16 protein-coding genes are annotated in these 18,236 nt (G+C 54.1%); 7 read left to right on the top strand and 9 right to left on the bottom strand.

What is annotated here, in order from left to right; all coding sequences use genetic code 11:
* Positions 1–56: 56 nt before the first annotated feature.
* Positions 57–1,040 carry a TRAP transporter substrate-binding protein gene (locus CPA45_RS11720; protein WP_096651732.1) on the bottom strand — a complete coding sequence of 328 codons (984 nt, stop codon included), beginning with the start codon at positions 1,038–1,040 and terminating at the stop codon, positions 57–59.
* 34 nt (positions 1,041–1,074) lie between these two features.
* Entirely contained in the window at positions 1,075–2,046 is a 972-nt protein-coding gene (locus tag CPA45_RS11725; RefSeq protein ID WP_096651733.1) for a LysR family transcriptional regulator, read from the bottom strand.
* 450 nt (positions 2,047–2,496) lie between these two features.
* Here CPA45_RS11725 and CPA45_RS11730 point away from each other — a divergent pair, with 450 nt between their 5' ends.
* Genes CPA45_RS11730 through CPA45_RS11740 form a run of 3 tightly spaced genes read left to right on the top strand, consistent with a single transcriptional unit; the run spans position 2,497 to position 4,927 of the window.
* Positions 2,497–3,249, top strand: coding sequence for a 5-oxoprolinase subunit PxpA (locus CPA45_RS11730; RefSeq protein WP_096651734.1), 753 nt, complete (start codon positions 2,497–2,499; stop codon positions 3,247–3,249).
* Between the two features lie 20 nt (positions 3,250–3,269).
* Complete coding sequence (pxpB, locus tag CPA45_RS11735) at positions 3,270–3,974, top strand: 5-oxoprolinase subunit PxpB (protein WP_096651815.1); 705 nt, start codon at positions 3,270–3,272, stop codon at positions 3,972–3,974.
* Positions 3,971–4,927, top strand: a complete 957-nt coding sequence (locus tag CPA45_RS11740; RefSeq protein ID WP_096651735.1) for a 5-oxoprolinase subunit C family protein — start codon at positions 3,971–3,973, stop codon at positions 4,925–4,927. The genes pxpB and CPA45_RS11740 overlap by 4 nt, the downstream gene beginning before the upstream one ends.
* Before the next feature lie 92 nt (positions 4,928–5,019).
* On the opposite strand, the gene CPA45_RS11745 is transcribed toward CPA45_RS11740, so the two are convergent.
* From CPA45_RS11745 to CPA45_RS11770, 6 genes are all read right to left on the bottom strand, one after another.
* On the bottom strand, positions 5,020–7,038 hold the full coding sequence (locus tag CPA45_RS11745; RefSeq protein WP_096651736.1) for a PhoX family protein: 2,019 nt from the start codon (positions 7,036–7,038) through the stop codon (positions 5,020–5,022).
* 201 nt (positions 7,039–7,239) lie between these two features.
* Complete coding sequence (locus tag CPA45_RS11750) at positions 7,240–8,271, bottom strand: 2,5-dihydroxypyridine 5,6-dioxygenase NicX family protein (RefSeq protein ID WP_096651737.1); 1,032 nt, start codon at positions 8,269–8,271, stop codon at positions 7,240–7,242.
* A 132-nt stretch (positions 8,272–8,403) separates the two neighbouring features.
* A complete protein-coding gene (locus CPA45_RS11755) occupies positions 8,404–9,915 on the bottom strand; it encodes a sodium:solute symporter family protein (protein WP_096651738.1) in 1,512 nt (503 codons plus the stop codon).
* Positions 9,908–10,096: a hypothetical protein gene (locus CPA45_RS11760; RefSeq protein ID WP_096651739.1), complete on the bottom strand. Its 189-nt coding sequence runs from the start codon at positions 10,094–10,096 to the stop codon at positions 9,908–9,910. The genes CPA45_RS11755 and CPA45_RS11760 overlap by 8 nt, the downstream gene beginning before the upstream one ends.
* A gap of 21 nt (positions 10,097–10,117) precedes the next feature.
* Positions 10,118–13,189 carry a c-type cytochrome gene (locus tag CPA45_RS11765; RefSeq protein ID WP_244287593.1) on the bottom strand — a complete coding sequence of 1,024 codons (3,072 nt, stop codon included), beginning with the start codon at positions 13,187–13,189 and terminating at the stop codon, positions 10,118–10,120.
* The gene (locus CPA45_RS11770; protein ID WP_096651741.1) at positions 13,182–13,670 is read right to left on the bottom strand and encodes a (2Fe-2S)-binding protein; all 489 of its coding nucleotides are present in this window, start codon (positions 13,668–13,670) and stop codon (positions 13,182–13,184) included. Before CPA45_RS11770 ends, CPA45_RS11765 begins: the two co-directional genes overlap by 8 nt.
* 473 nt (positions 13,671–14,143) lie before the next feature.
* Here CPA45_RS11770 and CPA45_RS11780 point away from each other — a divergent pair, with 473 nt between their 5' ends.
* From CPA45_RS11780 to CPA45_RS11795, 4 genes are read left to right on the top strand one after another with little or no spacing between them, the layout of a single operon-like run.
* Positions 14,144–15,304, top strand: coding sequence for an FAD-dependent monooxygenase (locus CPA45_RS11780; RefSeq protein WP_096651743.1), 1,161 nt, complete (start codon positions 14,144–14,146; stop codon positions 15,302–15,304).
* A complete protein-coding gene (locus CPA45_RS11785; protein ID WP_096651744.1) occupies positions 15,301–16,119 on the top strand; it encodes an alpha/beta fold hydrolase in 819 nt (272 codons plus the stop codon). Before CPA45_RS11780 ends, CPA45_RS11785 begins: the two co-directional genes overlap by 4 nt.
* A gap of 30 nt (positions 16,120–16,149) precedes the next feature.
* Positions 16,150–16,902: a maleate cis-trans isomerase family protein gene (locus CPA45_RS11790; protein ID WP_096651816.1), complete on the top strand. Its 753-nt coding sequence runs from the start codon at positions 16,150–16,152 to the stop codon at positions 16,900–16,902.
* Between the two features lie 11 nt (positions 16,903–16,913).
* On the top strand, positions 16,914–17,594 hold the full coding sequence (locus CPA45_RS11795) for an N-carbamoylsarcosine amidohydrolase (protein WP_096651745.1): 681 nt from the start codon (positions 16,914–16,916) through the stop codon (positions 17,592–17,594).
* A 43-nt stretch (positions 17,595–17,637) separates the two neighbouring features.
* On the opposite strand, the gene CPA45_RS11800 is transcribed toward CPA45_RS11795, so the two are convergent.
* Complete coding sequence (locus tag CPA45_RS11800; RefSeq protein ID WP_279628813.1) at positions 17,638–18,120, bottom strand: MarR family winged helix-turn-helix transcriptional regulator; 483 nt, start codon at positions 18,118–18,120, stop codon at positions 17,638–17,640.
* Between the last annotated feature and the right edge of the window lie 116 nt (positions 18,121–18,236).

Genomic DNA, 18,236 nt, shown 5'->3' on the forward strand with positions numbered 1-18,236 from the left:
CACGTGGACGGAAGAGGCAGCCAACCCGCTGCCCCTTGAGCACTACTCAACAGCATTTAGTCAGCACGCTGTTCGCGGTAAGCTTCTAATGCTTGCTTGGCGTCATCATCAGCACGAGCTTCCCAGTCGGCAAATAATTTTCCGCCAGCGGCTTGCAATGCGTCCGCCACTGCCTCGTTCGGCTCAGAAACCGCTATGCCGTTTTCAATGAGCGCTGCGGTGCTTGTATCGTTGTTATCACGGCTCATCTGCCAGCCACGCTCTTCAGCTCGTGCGGCTGCTTCTAGTAAGGCTTCTTGAGTGGCCTCATCTAAACGGTCGAAGCTACGCTGGCTCATGAAGACAATGTTTTTAGGCAGCCACAGATTGGCATCGGTGTAGTCGGTTACATAATCCCAGGCAGCCATAGCATTGCCGGTTGCGCTTGAGGTAATCATCGCGTCTACCCGTCCCGTACTAAATGCCGTAGGAATATCAGACTCTTCTGTTTCTGTTGGACTGCCGCCTAAGTTATTCACAAAGCGTTGGGTATTAATGTTCGGCGCTCGAACACGCAAGCCTTCAAACTGTGCGGGATCTGTTAGCGGCTTAGCGGTATAAATTCCCTGGGCAGGCCAAGCAACCGCATACAGAGGGATCAGCCCTTCATAAGCGAAAAGCTCGGTAATCATAGGTTTGGTGGCTTCCCATAATGCGTAGGCATCATCGTAACTACCCGCTAAGCCTGGAAGAGTATCAACTTCAAAAATCGGGTCATCGTTGGACAGCACCGAGAGGAACACCTCACCTGCGTCAATCGTACCGCGGCGTACCGATGGCTTAATTTCGCCATGGGATACCAACGAGCCACCACTGTGTACGGTAATTGTTAGCTCGCCATTCGTCGCTTCGGCTACATCCTCTGCAAACTGCTTTGTATTTTGAGTATGAAAACTTGCATCGCCATAGGGCGTTGCCATAGTCCATTGGGCAGCATGTGCAGTGGCAGCCAAGCCACAGGCAGTGGCAAGAAGCAGTGGAGTGATAATGCGTGTACGCATAGGAAAAGCCCTCTTATTCATATTAGTGGAGGTGTTACTTCGGGGGTGAGAACGGAACTGTGGGGGGCACCCAATGGCCGACCAAGTGGGCCGTCGTCATTTCGGCTTGACTGGCATAGGCGTATTGGGAGGCACACTCCTGAGCAAGTCGAGCAACGCTGCGGCAAAAGCGCGAATGGCTGGCGCTACGCCATATCACATCATAGTTCATCGGCGATAAAGGTCTGGGTAGCGCCAGTCGACACAGTTCGCCACGACGCCACTCATCTAGCACGGTGGCTACCGGAAGTGCGCCTATACCTAATCCCTCGGTAGTCAATCGTACGATCGTCATTAGCGTGCTAACGCTATGGATACGAGGTTGCTTCAAACCCTGGTCGGCTAAGTAACGCACTAGCTCTTCATAAGGACGAGCTTGTTTGCCAAAGGAGATAAAGGGTAGCGTGCGACACCATGCATCGGCACTTTCGCTGAGCATATCAACGTGTCGAGGTGCCACGAACATCCCCATTTCGTAGGGGCTGAGGGTGTCGTACTCAATGTGTTCTGGAGATAAATAACCATTCATCGCCAGTAAAATATCTAACTCGTTGCTTATCAACCGCTCATTCAGTACGGGGGAGTAGTCAACGGTCAGCTCAATCATTAATTTTGGGTAGCGCTCGGTAAGCCGCTGCATAAACGCAGGGAACCAACTGTGGGCAATGGTCTCAATAGTGCCGAGCCTTAGCGGTGCCGAAAACGTTTCTTCACTATCAAATATTTTTAGCGCTTCATCACGTTGGTGCAACATACGCTCAGCATGCAGAAAAAACTCTCGGCCGCGCATTGTGGGCTGAATAGGACGAGCCGAACGCTCAAGCAGCAGCTCTCCCACTGTCGTTTCCAGGCGCGATATGCGCTCAGACACTGACGGCTGGGTGATATGTAAGCGCACAGCCGCCTTACGAAAGGAGCCAAATCGCACTGCCCACACAAAAGCTTCGAGTTCCTTAAAATCGAGCATAATATTGCCTAACCAGCATTTTTAGATACATTTACCAGGATCCTGCACAGGCGCCGATGAACTGGCTTGCCTTACCGTTCCATGATGCAGTGCGTCATCGATTGATTATCGGCATTGGCACTGCCGCGTCTGGCTGGCGTATACGTCTCTTTTTTTATCTTCTTATTGAAGCGCTTTATTTAGTTGATAATCGCATAGAGCCTTAGCGTCAACTATTTTTCCACTAAATAACAGCACGATAGGAAACACCGATACAAAACATCGTCAAAAACGATTGGCACTTAGCAGGCTGGCTCAATATATTGGCTTTACGTTGTTAACTAACTAACCGTTGCTTACTAATTTAATTTTATACCTAACAATTAATAGCCATGTTTATTTACACTGTTCTTTAACTGTTTTCATTAATAAAAAATCATCCCTAATAAAACCCAACACCCAGGAGACGTTATGGCCATCCCCTTGCTTAACTGTGATATGGGCGAAAGCTTCGGCAATTGGTCAATTGGCTTGGATGCCGAGGTCATGCCCTACGTCGATTGTGCCAATATAGCCTGCGGTTATCACGCTTCCGACCCTCACGTAATGCGCCGTACCGTTGCCCTTGCCGCTCAGCATAACGTGCGCATTGGTGCCCACCCGGGCTACCCTGATTTAATGGGTTTTGGTCGCCGCTCAATGGCCTGCTCGCCGGAGGAAGCAGAAGATATCGTTCTCTACCAAGTTGGCGCGCTTGCCGGTATTTGCCAGGCGGAAGGCGCTCAGCTCAGCTATATCAAACCTCACGGTGCGCTTTATAACGATATGGCCGCTAACCCGGCGCTACTTGAAGGGGTGATGCGAGCGGTACGTGCTTATGACCCCAGACTACCGTTAATGATGATGTCGACTGCCAACCCCGAGCCACACCGTGAGCTAGCTGCCAAGATGGGTATAACCCTGTGGTTCGAGACATTTGCTGATCGCGCTTACGATGCTAACGGCCACTTGGCCTCAAGGCGGCTACCTAACGCCGTGCATCACGACCAGAACACCATCGTCAACCAGGCCGTTATGCTGGCCAAGGGAGAGCCGCTCACCGCACTTGACGGCACACCACTGCTGTTAGCCTGCGATACGCTCTGCGTTCACGGCGACAACCCTGAGTCAGTGGCCGCGGTGCGTGCCATTCGCGAGGCCTTTCAGACGCTGGAGCGGGCGTGAAACCCACTAACGAAAGGCGTATTGAAACGCGTATTGAAACCACCTCCATGGACGCCCTGATGGTGCGCCTGTTCGACACCATTGAAGAATCCAATATGGCGTGGGTAATCGCCGCTGACCAAGCGCTACGTCATACCTTTGGGCCAGTGTTAATTGACCTGGTGCCCTCTTACACCACGCTATTAGTGCATTACGACTGCCAGCAGGTGAACCACACAGAGGCCCTTCAACTTATTAACAAGGCACTTTCAGGCCTCACCCCTGTGGATACTCAAGCCGGTGAGCTGCACGATATTCCTGTGTGGTACGACGAAAGCGTCGGCCCTGAGTTGCCCCTGGTCGCCGAGCGTGCTGGCATAAGCGTGGACGAGCTAATTAAGCAGCACTGTAACCACGACTACTGCGTTTTCGCCCTGGGCTTTGCCCCTGGCTATGGGTTTATGGGCTTGGTGGATGAGGCGCTAGCGACTCCACGCCTAAAGACACCGCGCCGCAACGTTGCGGCGGGTAGCGTAGGCATTGCCGATCGCCAAACGGCGATTTATCCGCTGCCATCCCCAGGCGGATGGAATATCCTTGGACGCACCAACGTGCCGCTGTTTGAGCATGCAAAGCGCGGCCAACCGCTGTTTCGTCCTGGTGATAAGGTGCGCTTTAGAGCGATCTCCCGGGCAGAGTTTGAAGCAGGCGGTGGCGATACCACCCCCATGGAGGAGCGTCCATGAGCCAAGTTGCCATGCATCAAGTACAACAGGGGTTGATGGTTAAACAGACGGGCCCATTGGCATTGATTCAAGACGCTGGACGATTTGGCGTCGGCCACTTAGGTGTTACTCAAGGCGGCGCTGCCGACTGGATATCTTTTCGCTGGGCCAACTGGCTGCTTGGGAATGCCTTAAACAGTGCCGCTCTGGAAATAGTCATGGGGGGCGGCTTAAGCTTTGAAACCGAAAGCGAGGTGCGCCTAGCGCTGGCCGGTGCTGATCTTGACGCCCAACTCAACGGCAAGCCACTTGCCCCCAACAGTAGCTTTAAACTGCTACCCGGTCAGCGATTGGTATTTCGCCAGCCGCGCCATGGCCTGCGCGCCTATCTTGCCTTTCCCGGTGGGCTGAATGCACCAGAAGTGCTGGGCAGCCGCTCCTGCACCGCAAGGGAGCAACTGGGCGGCCTACATGAAGATGGCAGGCCCCTGAAGGCTGGCGACCGCCTAACCTGGAAAGGCAGCGCCCCAGCGGTGCGGCGGATTGCCGAAGGCCAAGGCCCGCGCATGCCCATTTCAGGCTGCCACTTGCCCATCGTTCTCGGTTCACAAATCGCTTCATTCAACGGCAGGACACTTTTCCAAGCATTCAACCAGCCATGGAAGGTAGATAACCGCGCCGACCGGATGGGTGTTCGCCTCACTGGCCCGGCCCTACGCGGCTCGTTGACAGGGATTATTTCCGAAGGTATTCCGCTCGGCGCCGTGCAGGTACCACCGGATGGCCAGCCCATCGTGCTGATGAATGACCGCCAAACGATCGGCGGCTACCCTCGTCTAGGTGCCCTCACCCCGATGGCCTGCGCCACCCTTGCCCAGTGCTTGCCTGGCACCGAGGTATGGCTAACGCCGGTCAGCGCCAGCCAAGCCCAGGATGATTACCGACAGCAGCTAACCGCCTGGCATTCGCGCTAATAGCATAAAGGCCCATACGAAAAAGGCACCCGCTTAGAGTGCCTTCGTTCAGCGCCAATACGCCTTGCCGAGGTGACAATTCACTAACGGCATCAGGCGCCGATGATACCGCCATCCTCACGGGTGATCACCAGTGTGGCAGAGCGAGGAATAGCGTTGCCACCCTCTGGCCAATGGCTGCTAAAACTGCCGTTGGCAAACTCTTCCGCCGTGGTGGTCGCACCGGGATGCTGTACATTGACGAACATAGTGCGCTGATCCGGCGTTGTCACTACACCGGTTATCTCTTGCCCAACAGGTCCTGTCAGGAAGCGCTTAATCTCACCGGTTTCAGGATTGGCAACCAACATTTGGTTATTACCGAACACCTCAAAGATACCGGTGTTCATTACGGATTCGCTGATATCTGTCTGTATCCATACCCGGCGATCAGGGTCGATCCACAAACCATCTGGGCTACAAAAAATATTGTCGTCGTCCAGCGAGTTACCAGCCAAGTCGCGGCTATCCTCATGGTCCCCAGCAATCACAAACAGATCCCACTCAAAACGCTCACCAGCATGGCTACCCTCTTCTTGCCAGCGAATGATATGCCCAAAACTATTATTAGCACGCGGGTTGGCAGGATGCTCGTCTCCCTCTTCGCGGCGGGTATTGTTAGTCAGCGTGAAATAGACCTGTCCCGTACCAGGGTCGACCGCCCCCCATTCAGGCCGATCCATCTTTGTAGCCCCAACAAAGTCCGCAGCACTGCGGGTATTCACTAAAATATCGGCCAAATCGGCAAAGCCATTATCGGGTGTCAAACCGTGTTGGCCAGGCGCTAATGCTAACCATTCACCGCTGCCATCGTCGTTAAATTTAGCAACGTACAAAGTGCCTTCATCCAGTAGCGAGCCATCGGCGGTTGCGGCCTGATACGGTTGGCTAGACACAAACTTATAGATGTACTCAAAGCGGGCATCATCACCGGAGTAAGCAACCACGGGCTGTCCTTCAACCGCAGGAGCGAAAATGACACCTTCATGGGCAAAGCGCCCCAAGTGCGTGCGCTTAACAGGGGCCGACTCTGGGGCCATGGGGTCAATTTCTACCATCCAGCCAAAGGCATGGGGCTCGTTGCGGTAATCCTCGGCGGCACTAGCGCCTTTGCTGCTGGCATCAAAACGCGTAAATATTTCATCGTCACGGTCAGCACGATGCCACTGATAGCGCCCGGTATCACGCGTCTCTATTCCATAGCGAGCCTGGCGACGGTCGATATCAGCATCTTCATTGGCGAAGTAGCCCGACCAGTTCTCTTCTGCAGCCAAATAGGTGTTCCATGGGGTCACGCCATGGGCACAGTTATTAAGCGTGCCCCGTGTCATGGTGCCGTCAGGGCTATATTTGGTCTTCACATGATCTGTCTCGGCCACTGGCCCAGCAAGGCGCATGGGAGTTTGTGCGGTAACGCGGCGGTTTAGCGCATCCTGTACCACCTCCCACTCACCGCCCTCGCTTTGGCGGATACGTACAATCGTGACGCCGTGAGCATTCATCTCTTTGATCACTTGGTCGCTGTCCCTGCTGCCATCCTCATGCTGAGGAAAGCCGTTTCGATCCAGGGACAACCCGCTGGCAGCCGCATGTAAAAAGCGTGGTTCCACATATTCATGGTTAAGCACTAGCAAACCATCAGTGGAGCTGCCGTTTAGCGGAAAGAAGTGCATGCCGTCGTGGTGGCTTCCCACCTGATGCGCCTGATCATCGCCGCTGGCATTCTGGGTAAAAGCAGGCATATCCCCACTAATGGGGGTGCCCCACGGAATAAAGCTCCGCACACGATAGCCTTCAGGTACTACCACGTTATCCGCAGCGCTAATAGCAACTGGCTTAAACCCTATGCTGGGAGAGGAGAGGCTACCTTGTGCTGCAAAGGCATTGGTAAGAGGAAGTTTAGTTGCCATCAAACCAGCAATCACCGTTGCCAAGCCACCTTTCAGCACACCCCGCCGACTCAAACGCTTGTCGAGAATATCCCCAAAATAAGCGTTGTTAGATGCGTTACTAAGCGGCTCATCACCGTCTGCCAAAATAGGGTCGACGTAGCCAGATATATTACGTTTCATCGCGATGACTCTCCCAGACGAATGCTATATTAGCGCAGCTTGCATGAAGCACTGCTTATAAAATCAGGGAACAAGCATCGACGATATTCATGACTAAGTAATGACACTCAAGTTACGTTTTCTGGGCGCACGTTTGGGGCATAAGCCAGCAGATTGAAAAATAGACAGCCCAACCAAGGACGATCTATATAGCGTAAACGCCTAGTGGCGACGCATTTGCAACTCTTTAACGACGATATCGCCATCAATGACAATGGGTTGATCATCGAGAAACAGGGAGCAATTGCGCATTGGAATATCGAGATGGCAGGCGGTGTCGTTAGGGCCGCCTAGCTCACTATTCGGGCCTGTTGAGAACATCACGTTACCGTAGAAGCTACGGGGTTCCATGCCCATGCCACCAGGGAACTCACCCGGCACCATACGGTGCCATTTGGCATTAGGGTTCATGCCCCAGCCCACATGACTCATCCCCAAGCCACGCGGGTCGTTAAAGCTATCCATATAGGACTTCACCAGCTCGGCATCCAGGCCACCACGGATATCAGTAATCCAACCCTTCTCAATGGTGTACGTAATCGGCTCTCTGACATACATATTTTGTGGGAGCAGAATATCGCCTGGCGCCACCACGATGGTGCCATCAACACCATCGTCATCACCGCCGGTAAACACAAAGCCAGAGGGCCAGTGGTCCCAACGGCCTGGCTCATCGGTACAGGCATACTCGGCAACGGTAGCGTAAGTATTCAGTTGGTAGGTAACATCGGTTCCATGCGGCGAGGTGATGCGCATCACCTTGGCTTTTGCCAGCAGCGCAGCGGCCAGTTCGACCTTTTCCCGTAGTTCTTTTGAAGGCAGCATTCTGGCAAGCAGTTCCGGCGGTTCAACCGCTGTCAGTATGCGAGTGCCTGCCGCTTGAATTGCCATTTGCTCCGGCGAGAACAGCAGAAAAATACAGTCGATCAGCATATCGCAGTTTTTTAGCGCTTCCACCGCATCGGGCATACTGGCAAGCCCTGTTGCTCCCACGTTCCAGCCTCCGGTGGGTGACGGGGCAGGCAAACGCATGTGGTACATATTGGCGCCTAAACGCTGCCCTGCCGCCATAAAGGCGTCAGCATAATCAAGGCGTTCACTGCCCTGAGTCAACACCACTAGTTTCTCGCCTTCATGTACGCCAGACATTTTCAGCTGGTGCAGGCAAATTTCCGCAAAGCTTGCATGATCCATAACGACTCCTCACTTCCCAGCCTTAAGCTCAGCTATAGCGTGCCGGGAAAAGCTAGCTGAGAGCGCTTGGTTACTGATAAGCAACACAAACGCTCATTGGTTGTCGGGTATTCAAGAGCGCGCATTGCCGCGCTAGGCAGCCGCCTCTTTAGTCGCCTGATCGGTGACAAGACGGCGCTTTTTTTTACCCAGCTCTTCTGCGATAGCGCTAAAGAAAGCATCGGTGGAGGCTTGGTGAGGCTTGGTGGCTAAACTAACTCCGACAAATAGCCCACTCGCTACCACAATGCCCCATACGCCGGAGGGTAAGCCTAATAAGGAGTTACCAGTGGCATACATCAACAGAACGAAGGTACTGGTGCCTACCACACTCGCCAATGCACCGGCAGAGGTACCGCGTTTCCAGTAAAAGGCACCAATAATGGCAGGTACCATCGCCACTAAGCCTGACGATGCAGCCACCGACAGCACCGCAATAAGATCAAGCTGAAGCTCCGCAAACCCCAACGCCATTAGCGCAATCACCGGTACCACAAATTTACCCACCAACAGTTGGCGTTTTTCACTAACGTTAGGTTTGACGTTGGCATAGACATCACGGGAGACCATTGAGGCCAGGGTCAGCATGATCGAATCAATGGTGGAGACAGCAGCAGCCATAATGCCAATCATTACAATCACCCCTAGCACCGGCGGTACAAACTCGGAACCCAACAGTGTTGGCGTGGCCAAGTCAGCACGTTCCAAGCTAGGAAAGGCAGCTAAGGCAGAGAAGCCCCACAGCACAGAGACCATGGTGTAGATAAAGCCAAACACGAGGAACCCAATCAGCATATGGCGCATTGAGCGCAGCGAAGCAGGCATAAATAGGCGCTGGCTTACCTGCGGATTGGAGAGACTGAAGAAGAACCAGGGAATAGTAAGCCCCAGGAAAGTGACAAAGCTAAACAGACCTGAACCGGGCACTGTTAGTGACTGGGGATGCTGGGTTGCCAACGTATCGAAGAGTGCGCCGAAGCCACCCAGGCCTTGAACCACTAGGTAAGCCACCAGTGTTGAGGCCACAATCATCATGATCGCCTGAAGCGAGTCGGTCCACATCACCGAGCGAATCCCCGCCACATAGGAGAAGAAAATAGCGATCACCGTGGCCAGTACCACCCCGGTAGTAAAAGTAATCGCCCCATCGGTAATACCTTGCAACAGGTAACCAACACCAGCTAACTGGACGGCCGAGTAAGGAATGAGGAAGATACAGCTGGCAACTGAGACCGCCATGGCAACATGCTTGCTGTTGTAACGGTGGCCTAGCATCTCGCTGGGCGTCACAAAGCCAAACTTTTTTCCAACCGCCCAGAATTTGGGCCCGAAAATAGCGACAAGGGAAACACCGGCAAAATAGATAATTTCAAAGCCCAGCGCTCCAACGCCTCCAGCATAAGTAAGACCTGCCAAGCCGACCATCATAAACGCACTGTACGTTGTGGCACTGTAACTCAGCGCCGAGACAAAGCCGTTCATCTGCCGGTTGCCCAGGAAGTATCCAGACATGCTTTCTGTGGGGCCTTGGCGGGACAGAATCGCAATGCCTATCGCGATCACTAAGTAGATGGCAATGGACCACCAGATGAGTGATTCAGTCATTGCTGTGCTCCTCAAAATCTTTCGTGATAAACACATTCAGCGCAATGACGACTAGCCCGGCAACGGCCCAAAACAGGAAGCTGCCGTACCAAAGCGCCACGCCGCTCAGTAGGGTGTAAGGCACTAAATAGCTAAGCAAGACGACCGCCCAAACTAGCCATATCCATTTACTGCGTTTCATAGTCCACCTCGGTTTATTACGTCAGGGAGTAGAGTTTGTGTTGTTGTGGTGAGGCTGGCGTAAATCAGTGATACGTTTTTCTAGTTGTTGCCAAGGCGCTTTATCGGGTGCAAAACGCGCTCGGAGATACGTCGCTAAATCAGCGACCTGGGTAGTGCTAAAACTGTCAGCAAAGCCCGGCATACTGCCGATGCCAGGCACATGATCCGCGTGGACACCGCCAAGAATTGACTGAATAACATTGTCGGGATGATCGCTATGCAGATTGGTATTCAGCGCCAGATTGGTACTTGCGCGTGAAAAACTAGGCACACCGGTCTCCACATGACAGGCCGCACAGGCACCCTCGAATAGTCGCTCCCCCGCCTCCATCCCTGGTGAGCTCTCCGCCGCTTTGGTCACCCGCTGTTCAGCCCCCGCCATGGTTGCCTCATCATTGCCTGTGGGAGCCTGCATCTGTGCAGCCACATAGTGGGCAATCGCTCGCACATCGTATTCAGGCAGCTCTGCCAAGCCCGCCACGACAGGTGCCATAGGCCCAGAGGCAACACCGTGCAGCGCCGACTCGCCATGGCGTAGATAGTCGAAAAGCGATGTTTCACTCCAAGGGATGGGGGCACGTGACAAGGTGTTGAGCGGTGGTGCTTCCCAGCCATCTACAAAGGCGCCAGCCAAGTAAGCGTCACCGCTTTTCTCAGCGCCCATGGCATTGCGTGGGCTATGGCAGGCACTGCAGTGGCCTAACCCTTCGGCGAGATAGGCTCCCCGGTTATACAGCTCGCTTTGCATGGGGTCTGGCTGGAAAGGAGTGGGATCGTGATAAAGCGCATTCCAGCCAGCCATTAAACTGCGCACGCTGAAAGGGAAAGAGAGTTCATTAGTGGGCTTTTCAGCGGCGACAGGGGGCTGGGCCATTAAGTAGGCATAGAGTGCTTGTAAGTCAGCGTCACTTGTTTTGGCAAATGCCGTATAAGGGAAAGCAGGATAAAGGTGGCTGCCATCACGGCTGATGCCGTGGCGCATCGCTCGCTCAAAGGCTGCGAAGGACCACTGGCCAATTCCCGTTACTTCATCCGGGGTAATATTAGTGCTGTAAAGAGTACCAAAGGGTGTTTCAAAAGCCCGCCCTCCCACATTGGTACTTCCCCCTTCAGAGGTGTGGCATGCCGCGCAGTCACCGGCGGCGGCGACTAGGCGCCCGCGCTCAATGGTCTCGGCGGAATAAAGATTTGGGGCGGGGCGAGCGACCGGTGCAAGGGTACTTTTCCAAGGCCAGGCCATTGCCGTAGCGCCTGCGACCGTGGTCAGCGCCGCGGCGGCTAACCAGCGGCGGCCAGGAGCTCGTTTTGCGAAGCGCTGTTGTGCTGCTCCTTCCATCGCCGCTTCCTTTAACGCCTCTCGCACGCGCTTGGCTGTAAAAGGGGGCTGGCGAAAACGGATGCCGGTTGCATCAAAGAGTGCATTGGCGATAACCGCAACGCCGGGGGAAAGCTCCGCGCCGGTTAATACGTCACTCGATGCAGGACGCAGCGACACTGTTTTTGTTTGGGTAACGGCTGGGCTGTCGCGTTTAACTAGCGTACTCGGCGAAATTTCGACGCCTCGTTCTGGCGCATCACTCCCATCGCCCCACTCATCAAACCCAGGTGCTTGCCCCAATAGGGGGCGGGCTTCACCCAGTATTCGCTCTTGGAGCGTTTGTTGAAGGCCTGCCGTATCCACCTCAGGGCCATCATCTTGGCCAACAATTAATCGCGTTAGCTGGACATCGCCCGTAACACGGTTGACCGCAACATCGGCAATCCAAGCAGAGCGCACCCCGGCTTCCATCCGCTGATGACGATCAGGCAACTGAGCAAAAGCAAAACCGCGCCCCTGTAGCAGGTCTTGTGGCACTGCGTCCGAGGGCTTCTTGAATGGCACCTGCCACCCAGCGCGCTTGGCTACCGACTCAATCAGCTTGATAGACCGCGCATCTTTAAGGTGACGAAGACGCAGCGATATGGGGTCTTGCCCGCTATCGCGAGCCACTTCATCTAAAAAGGATTCCCGCGCAAAGGCCTGCTGAATGCCTATTAATGTGGCACTGTTAGGCGTCTGGCCAGGCTGCTGGAGTCGCGCTGAAAGATGTTGATCTCGAAAGACATAGGGTGACAGGACATAGGATGGCAAAAAAGAGGAAGACAACGGCGCTGGATCGCTGTCGTCTGCTGGCGCTTCCGGTATAGATTCTGGCACCGTTTCTGGCATAGCAGCTGGTTCAGTTGCCCTGCCGCTTAACCAGAGAGCAACCGCAGCTACATCACCGCTGCTGTTGGCATGGCGGTAGTGATAACGGGCTATCTCGCCGCTATCGGTAAGCTCAGCTTTTAACGACATTCGCTGGGCTTGGCCTAGCGCCTCCACGTCTTGTATATAGCGTGCATCTAACCAGACCGCTACCGGACGACCCAGCGCTTGAGACATAAGAGCAGCATCGACGGCGGCATCATCGCCGCAGTGGCGCCCAAGCCCGGCAGCTGGATTAGATATCTGCTGCGGATCAGTGCTGTAAAGCTCGATCCGGCTAGCATCCAGGGCAGTTAATCTAACCAAATCCTGCTTAAGCGCCACGGGAGTCGTGGTTTGCCCCCATACTTTCAACTGGTGATCGCTACCATCGGCCACTATCCAACCGGGGTGATTGCCCCAGCGCATGCGGCTGGGCCAACCATATATACGCTGCTCTGAGGCTACAGAGTGTGACGCCTGATAGCGCAGCTCACCACCCGCCCTCTCACTATGCTTAAGCGTTTTATTCGGCTCGCTGCAAAACGCTTGCCATTCAATATGCAGCTGTTTAGCAGCGTCCCTGGCCACAGCGATACTCTCCGCAACCACGCCAACGAAATCCCCCTCCACCACCACATCAACCTGACCCGGTAATGAAGCCAAACGAGTTCTGTCGACACTTATTAAGTGGGCACTCTCAAAGCGCTCACCATTCCAGTGGTAGTAAGGCGGGCGGACGACAACACCATAGCGTACATGGGTAAGTTGCGGAGGTAGGCCCTCCCCACCGACCTCCTGGGTTGGCAACGAGCCCTTACTCATGGGATACCTCCTGCTGCGCGGCGGCATTGATTACCACAGCACGCTGAGCGGCTTGCAGAATCTCCACATGAGTACCACAGCGGCAGAGGTTATGCTCAAGGGCCGCACGTATCTGTTGAGTAGAGGGCTGCTCGTTATGATTGAGCAGCGCACGAATCGCCATAATCATACCGTTTAAGCAGTAACCACACTGGGCTGCTTGTGCCTCGATGAATGCCTGCTGCACGGGATCAAGCTGACCATTCTGAGCAAGACCATCAAGTGTTGTAATGTCATGGTCAACGGCGGCGGATACGGGCAACACGCAAGTGCGTGCGATCATGCCACCAATCAGCACGCTACACGCGCCGCACTCGCCCAAACCGCAGCCATATTTAGGCCCATTGAGCGCTAGGTCATTACGCAACACATTGAGCAGCGGGGTCTGCGGCGGTACCGACAGCTCATGCCTCTTACCATTGACTGTTAGCTTTAGCGTCATAAGGGATCATCATTATTGTTAAGCCTGCCCTCTTGCTCTGATGGGGCTTGGCTGTGACTTAGATGTTACTAATAAATACTGCCTGTCAAACATGCTTCGTAGCACCTTATACCCAGCCTATTCCCTCCTTGACCACTCATCTTGCACCAGCTGAGTGCAGAGCCAACTCACAACCTAACATTAAAGGTGCATACGCCATAAAAAAACACTCTAATAAACGTATAGCACTCAATTGCATCTTTCTTCAAGTTTTTAAAAAAATTTAAAATACAATAAAAAAATACATAAAAATCATACAAATAATAAAAAATAGAAGCACTAATACTTATGGAAATATTTTCATAAATTAATTCTTGACCAACAAATAAATGGTGTATACGTTGTTTTATAGCATTCACGGACTCCTATGAAATCGCTTTGCAATGCAGCATTTTCAATAGAGGCATGTGACTAAACAGCGAGGAAACAACGATATGAACAATAAACCCACCATTGCCGTTATCGGCGCAGGTCTTGGCGGCGCGGCTGCAGGAGCGCTGCTGCAGCAAGCGGGTTACCCCACCAAGGTGTATGAACAAGCCCCTGTATTTTCTCGTTTAGGGGCAGGGATTCACCTTGGTCCCAACGTGATGAAAGTAATGCGTCGTATTGGTATCGAAGAGCAGCTCAATAGCATGGGCTCACACCCTGACTACTGGTTTAGCCGTAACGGCATGACGGGGGAGTATCAATCACGTATCCCGCTGGGTAAGTTTGCACGTGAAAACTACGGCGCGGCTTATATCACCGTGCACCGCGGTGACCTGCACGAACTAATGGTCAGCACGCTCGACCAAGACAAGCTCTATTTCGACAAACGTTTGGTCGATGTAGATGACAGCGGCGACAAGGTCGTCATGACCTTCGCCGATGGCTCAATCGAAGAGGCGGATTTGGTGATCGGTGCTGACGGGGTCAATTCTCGCCTGCGTGAGAAGCTACTCGGCCCGGAGGCTCCAATCTACAGTGGCTGGGTCGCCCATCGGGCGATTATCTCGGCGGAAAAACTCAAGGCGTACGATCTGGATTTTGAAGCCTGCGTAAAGTGGTGGTCGGAAGACCGGCACATGATGGTGTACTTCGTGACCGGTGACGAGAAGGAGTACTACTACGTGACCGGCGTTCCTGAGCCAGATTGGAACCACGGCACTTCCTTCGTCGGCAGCTCACGGGAAGAGATGCGCCAGGCATTCGAGGGTTACCACCCCACCGTACAAGCGCTAATCGACTGCACCGAAAGCGTCACCAAATGGCCGCTATTGGAGCGCAACCCGCTGCCACTGTGGCATGAGAATCGACTGGTACTGCTGGGCGATGCCTGCCACCCGATGAAGCCACATATGGCCCAGGGTGCAGCCATGGCGATCGAAGATGCCGCCATGCTAGTACGCTGCCTGGAAGAAGTGGGTGCCGCCGATTATCAAAACGCCTTCGAGCTTTACCGCACCAATCGATTCGAACGTGCCTCACGGGTACAGCAGGTTTCCCACGACAATACTTGGTTAAGGGAAGACGAAGACCCAGCCTGGGTGTTCGCCTATGACCCCTTTGAAGTACCGCTGAAGCAACCAACCCGTCAAGGGAGCCCAGCATGAGCAGTACCTACCTTTACGGCGCCAATATTCAAGCTAACGGTATTCGCCAGCACTATCTGCGCTTCGCTGACAGCACTGACACTGCTCGCCAGCCGCTGGTGCTAATACCTGGCATCACCAGCCCGGCTATCACCTGGGGATTTGTGGCCGAGCGCCTGGGCCAACACTTCGACACTTATGTACTTGATGTCCGTGGGCGTGGCTTGTCGTCCACTGGGCCCGAACTTGCTTATGACACTGACACCTGCGCCGACGATGTCATCGCCTTTATCAAAGCACTGGGGCTAAGCAATGCCATCCTGGCTGGTCACTCCATGGGCGCACGCTTTGCGCTGCGTGCCATGAGTCGCGGCGCCAAGGGCATCGCCAAGCTGGTACTGATCGATCCGCCGGTTTCAGGGCCAGATCGTCGGGAGTACCCCAGCCAACTCCCCTGGTATGTGGACTCCATCCGCGACTGCACCCAGGGCGCCGATATCAACACCATGCGTCGATACTGCCCCACCTGGAGCGACGAGCAGCTACAGCTGCGCGCCGAGTGGCTGCACACCTGCTTTGAGCCCGCCATCGTTCAGGCGTTTGAAGAGTTCCACAGCGTGGATATCCACCAGGACTTCGCTGGCATCAAAGTGCCCACACTACTGATGTGTGCGGGTAAGGGTGGTGTTATCCAAGACGAAGATCGCGCCGAAATACGCTCCCTGCTACCGACGATTCGTATTTCTACCGCGGAACAAGCGGGTCACATGATTCCCTGGGATGACTTCGATGGTTTTTTTGCCGCCTTTGAAGACTTTCTGGGTACACAACTCTAACAAAGGCTAATGATCATGACACAAAGCTCTATGACCAAAACATATCGTATCGGACAGATCGTCCCCAGCTCTAATATCACCATGGAGACCGAGATCCCCGCGATGCTGGCGGCGCGACAATTAATTCGGCCGGAGCGTTTTACCTTCCACTCCAGCCGTATGCGTATGAAAACCGTCAGCAAGGACGAGCTGGCCGCTATGGATGCGGAGTCTGACCGTTGCGCACTGGAGCTGTCTGACGCGGCCGTCGATGTCATGGGCTACGCCTGTCTGGTGGCTATCATGGCCATGGGTCCCGGCTATCATCGTGAATCCCAGCAGCGGCTACGCAGCCGTACTGAGGAAAATGGCTGTGATACGCCGGTAGTGACCAGCGCAGGCGCTCTGGTGGATGCCCTGGGTGTGATGAACGCCAAGCGTGTGGTAGTGGTGGCACCCTATATGAAACCGCTGACCGAGATGGTGGTGGAGTATATCCGCCAGGAGGGCATTGAGGTGGTTGATTACCGAGCACTTGAGATTCCCAACAACCTGGATGTTGCTCGTCACGACCCCGCCAATCTCCCCGAGATTGTTACTAGTCTCGACTTAAGCAATGTCGATGCGATTGTGCTATCAGCCTGTGTGCAAATGCCATCTCTGCCTGCTGTCGCCAAGGTAGAAGCCCTAACCGGTAAGCCGGTGGTAACTGCTGCTATCGCGACCACCTACGCCATGCTTAAGGCGCTCGACCTGGAGCCCATTGTTCCGGGTGCGGGCGCGCTCTTGTCAGGGGCTTACTAGGAGATAGCGCCATGACGAATCCCAGCCAAGCAATCAGCAGCAGCGGTGTTAGTGACAGCTCTTTAGATGACAGCTTAGATAACAACTACAAAGGCGTCTGGGATGGACGTATTGGTTTTGGTAAAAAACCCGTGTTGCTGGTCGTTGATTTTATGCAGGGCTATACCACCCCCCGCTCGCCGCTATTTGCCCAGGGAGTGGTGGATGCCGTAGCCAATATGCCGCCACTCCTGAACACCGCGCGGCGGACGGGCACGCCCGTTATCCACACCAATATTCTTTATCACGCTCCGGACCAAATGGATGGCGGCATCTGGGTAAAGAAAGCACCGGTGATGCGGGCCATGGTGGCAGGTAATCCCTATGCGGCGTTCTGCCCTGAGGTAACACCTAACGACGACGAACTGGTGATGACCAAGCAGTATGCCAGCGCCTTCTTTGGTACTTCGCTGGCCTCAACGCTCGTTGCGATGGGTATCGATACATTGATCATCACCGGCTGCTCCACCAGCGGCTGCATCCGCGCCACCGCAGTGGATGGCCTGCAATATGGGTTTCGCGTGATGGTCATTCGTGACTGTGTCGGCGACCGCCACCCAGCGCCCCATGAGGCCAACCTATTTGATATCGATAGTAAGTATGGTGATGTGATAGGGCTGGATGAGGCGTTAGGCTACTTAATGAGCCGCTAACGTGCCACTTGCAGTGAAGGTGGGATTCCCCACCTTTACGATATCATCCATCCGCATTCATTTTTTCCAGCAGGTGCATTAAGGCAACTCGTTCCGCTGGATTGAGGTTTTTCATGGTCTGATCACTGATCTGCTTGGCATTAGGCACCATTTCTTCTACCAGTGAGGCCCCCGGCTCGGTGATCACGACCATGACTTTACGCTGATCGTTAGGATCGGTGGTTAAGGTAATCCATTCACGCGCTTTGAGGCGTTTAATAACACCACGGATTGTCGCAGGGTCTATCGCCGTGGCGTTGACGATTTCGGTCAGTGAACTGGGGCCTCGTTCCATCACTGTACACAGCGTGACAAACTGGATGGCCGTTAACTGTTTATCGCTACTGTAGCGCTGAAAAATGGCCGTATGCCGCTGGTAGGCTTTACGTAGTAGATGGCCCACTTGTTCAGAAAAATCATACCCCTGCTCTGAAGGGGTGGGGTGCTCGCCGGAAGACGAGTGATTGAGCGCACTATCCATTGTCATTATCTATCCTTAAATATTGGCGACGTCGTAAATCGAGTATGGCATTGGTTATCACGATGATGCATTAACGTATGAAATACTGCTTGCTCTGAATCAATCCAGCATGCTTTTATGGC

Source organism: Vreelandella nigrificans, from assembly GCF_002374315.1.
Lineage (GTDB): Bacteria > Pseudomonadota > Gammaproteobacteria > Pseudomonadales > Halomonadaceae > Vreelandella > Vreelandella nigrificans.

What these genes read in the sequence shown, in the direction of transcription:
- CPA45_RS11720 (WP_096651732.1), bottom strand. Translation starts at nt 1,040, where the DNA reads ATGCGTACACGCATTATCACTCCACTGCTTCTTGCCACTGCCTGTGGC.
- CPA45_RS11725 (WP_096651733.1), bottom strand. Translation starts at nt 2,046, where the DNA reads ATGCTCGATTTTAAGGAACTCGAAGCTTTTGTGTGGGCAGTGCGATTT.
- CPA45_RS11730 (WP_096651734.1), top strand. Translation starts at nt 2,497, where the DNA reads ATGGCCATCCCCTTGCTTAACTGTGATATGGGCGAAAGCTTCGGCAAT.
- CPA45_RS11740 (WP_096651735.1), top strand. Translation starts at nt 3,971, where the DNA reads ATGAGCCAAGTTGCCATGCATCAAGTACAACAGGGGTTGATGGTTAAA.
- CPA45_RS11745 (WP_096651736.1), bottom strand. Translation starts at nt 7,038, where the DNA reads ATGAAACGTAATATATCTGGCTACGTCGACCCTATTTTGGCAGACGGT.
- CPA45_RS11750 (WP_096651737.1), bottom strand. Translation starts at nt 8,271, where the DNA reads ATGGATCATGCAAGCTTTGCGGAAATTTGCCTGCACCAGCTGAAAATG.
- CPA45_RS11755 (WP_096651738.1), bottom strand. Translation starts at nt 9,915, where the DNA reads ATGACTGAATCACTCATCTGGTGGTCCATTGCCATCTACTTAGTGATC.
- CPA45_RS11760 (WP_096651739.1), bottom strand. Translation starts at nt 10,096, where the DNA reads ATGAAACGCAGTAAATGGATATGGCTAGTTTGGGCGGTCGTCTTGCTT.
- CPA45_RS11765 (WP_244287593.1), bottom strand. Translation starts at nt 13,189, where the DNA reads ATGAGTAAGGGCTCGTTGCCAACCCAGGAGGTCGGTGGGGAGGGCCTA.
- CPA45_RS11770 (WP_096651741.1), bottom strand. Translation starts at nt 13,670, where the DNA reads ATGACGCTAAAGCTAACAGTCAATGGTAAGAGGCATGAGCTGTCGGTA.
- CPA45_RS11780 (WP_096651743.1), top strand. Translation starts at nt 14,144, where the DNA reads ATGAACAATAAACCCACCATTGCCGTTATCGGCGCAGGTCTTGGCGGC.
- CPA45_RS11785 (WP_096651744.1), top strand. Translation starts at nt 15,301, where the DNA reads ATGAGCAGTACCTACCTTTACGGCGCCAATATTCAAGCTAACGGTATT.
- CPA45_RS11790 (WP_096651816.1), top strand. Translation starts at nt 16,150, where the DNA reads ATGACCAAAACATATCGTATCGGACAGATCGTCCCCAGCTCTAATATC.
- CPA45_RS11795 (WP_096651745.1), top strand. Translation starts at nt 16,914, where the DNA reads ATGACGAATCCCAGCCAAGCAATCAGCAGCAGCGGTGTTAGTGACAGC.
- CPA45_RS11800 (WP_279628813.1), bottom strand. Translation starts at nt 18,120, where the DNA reads ATGACAATGGATAGTGCGCTCAATCACTCGTCTTCCGGCGAGCACCCC.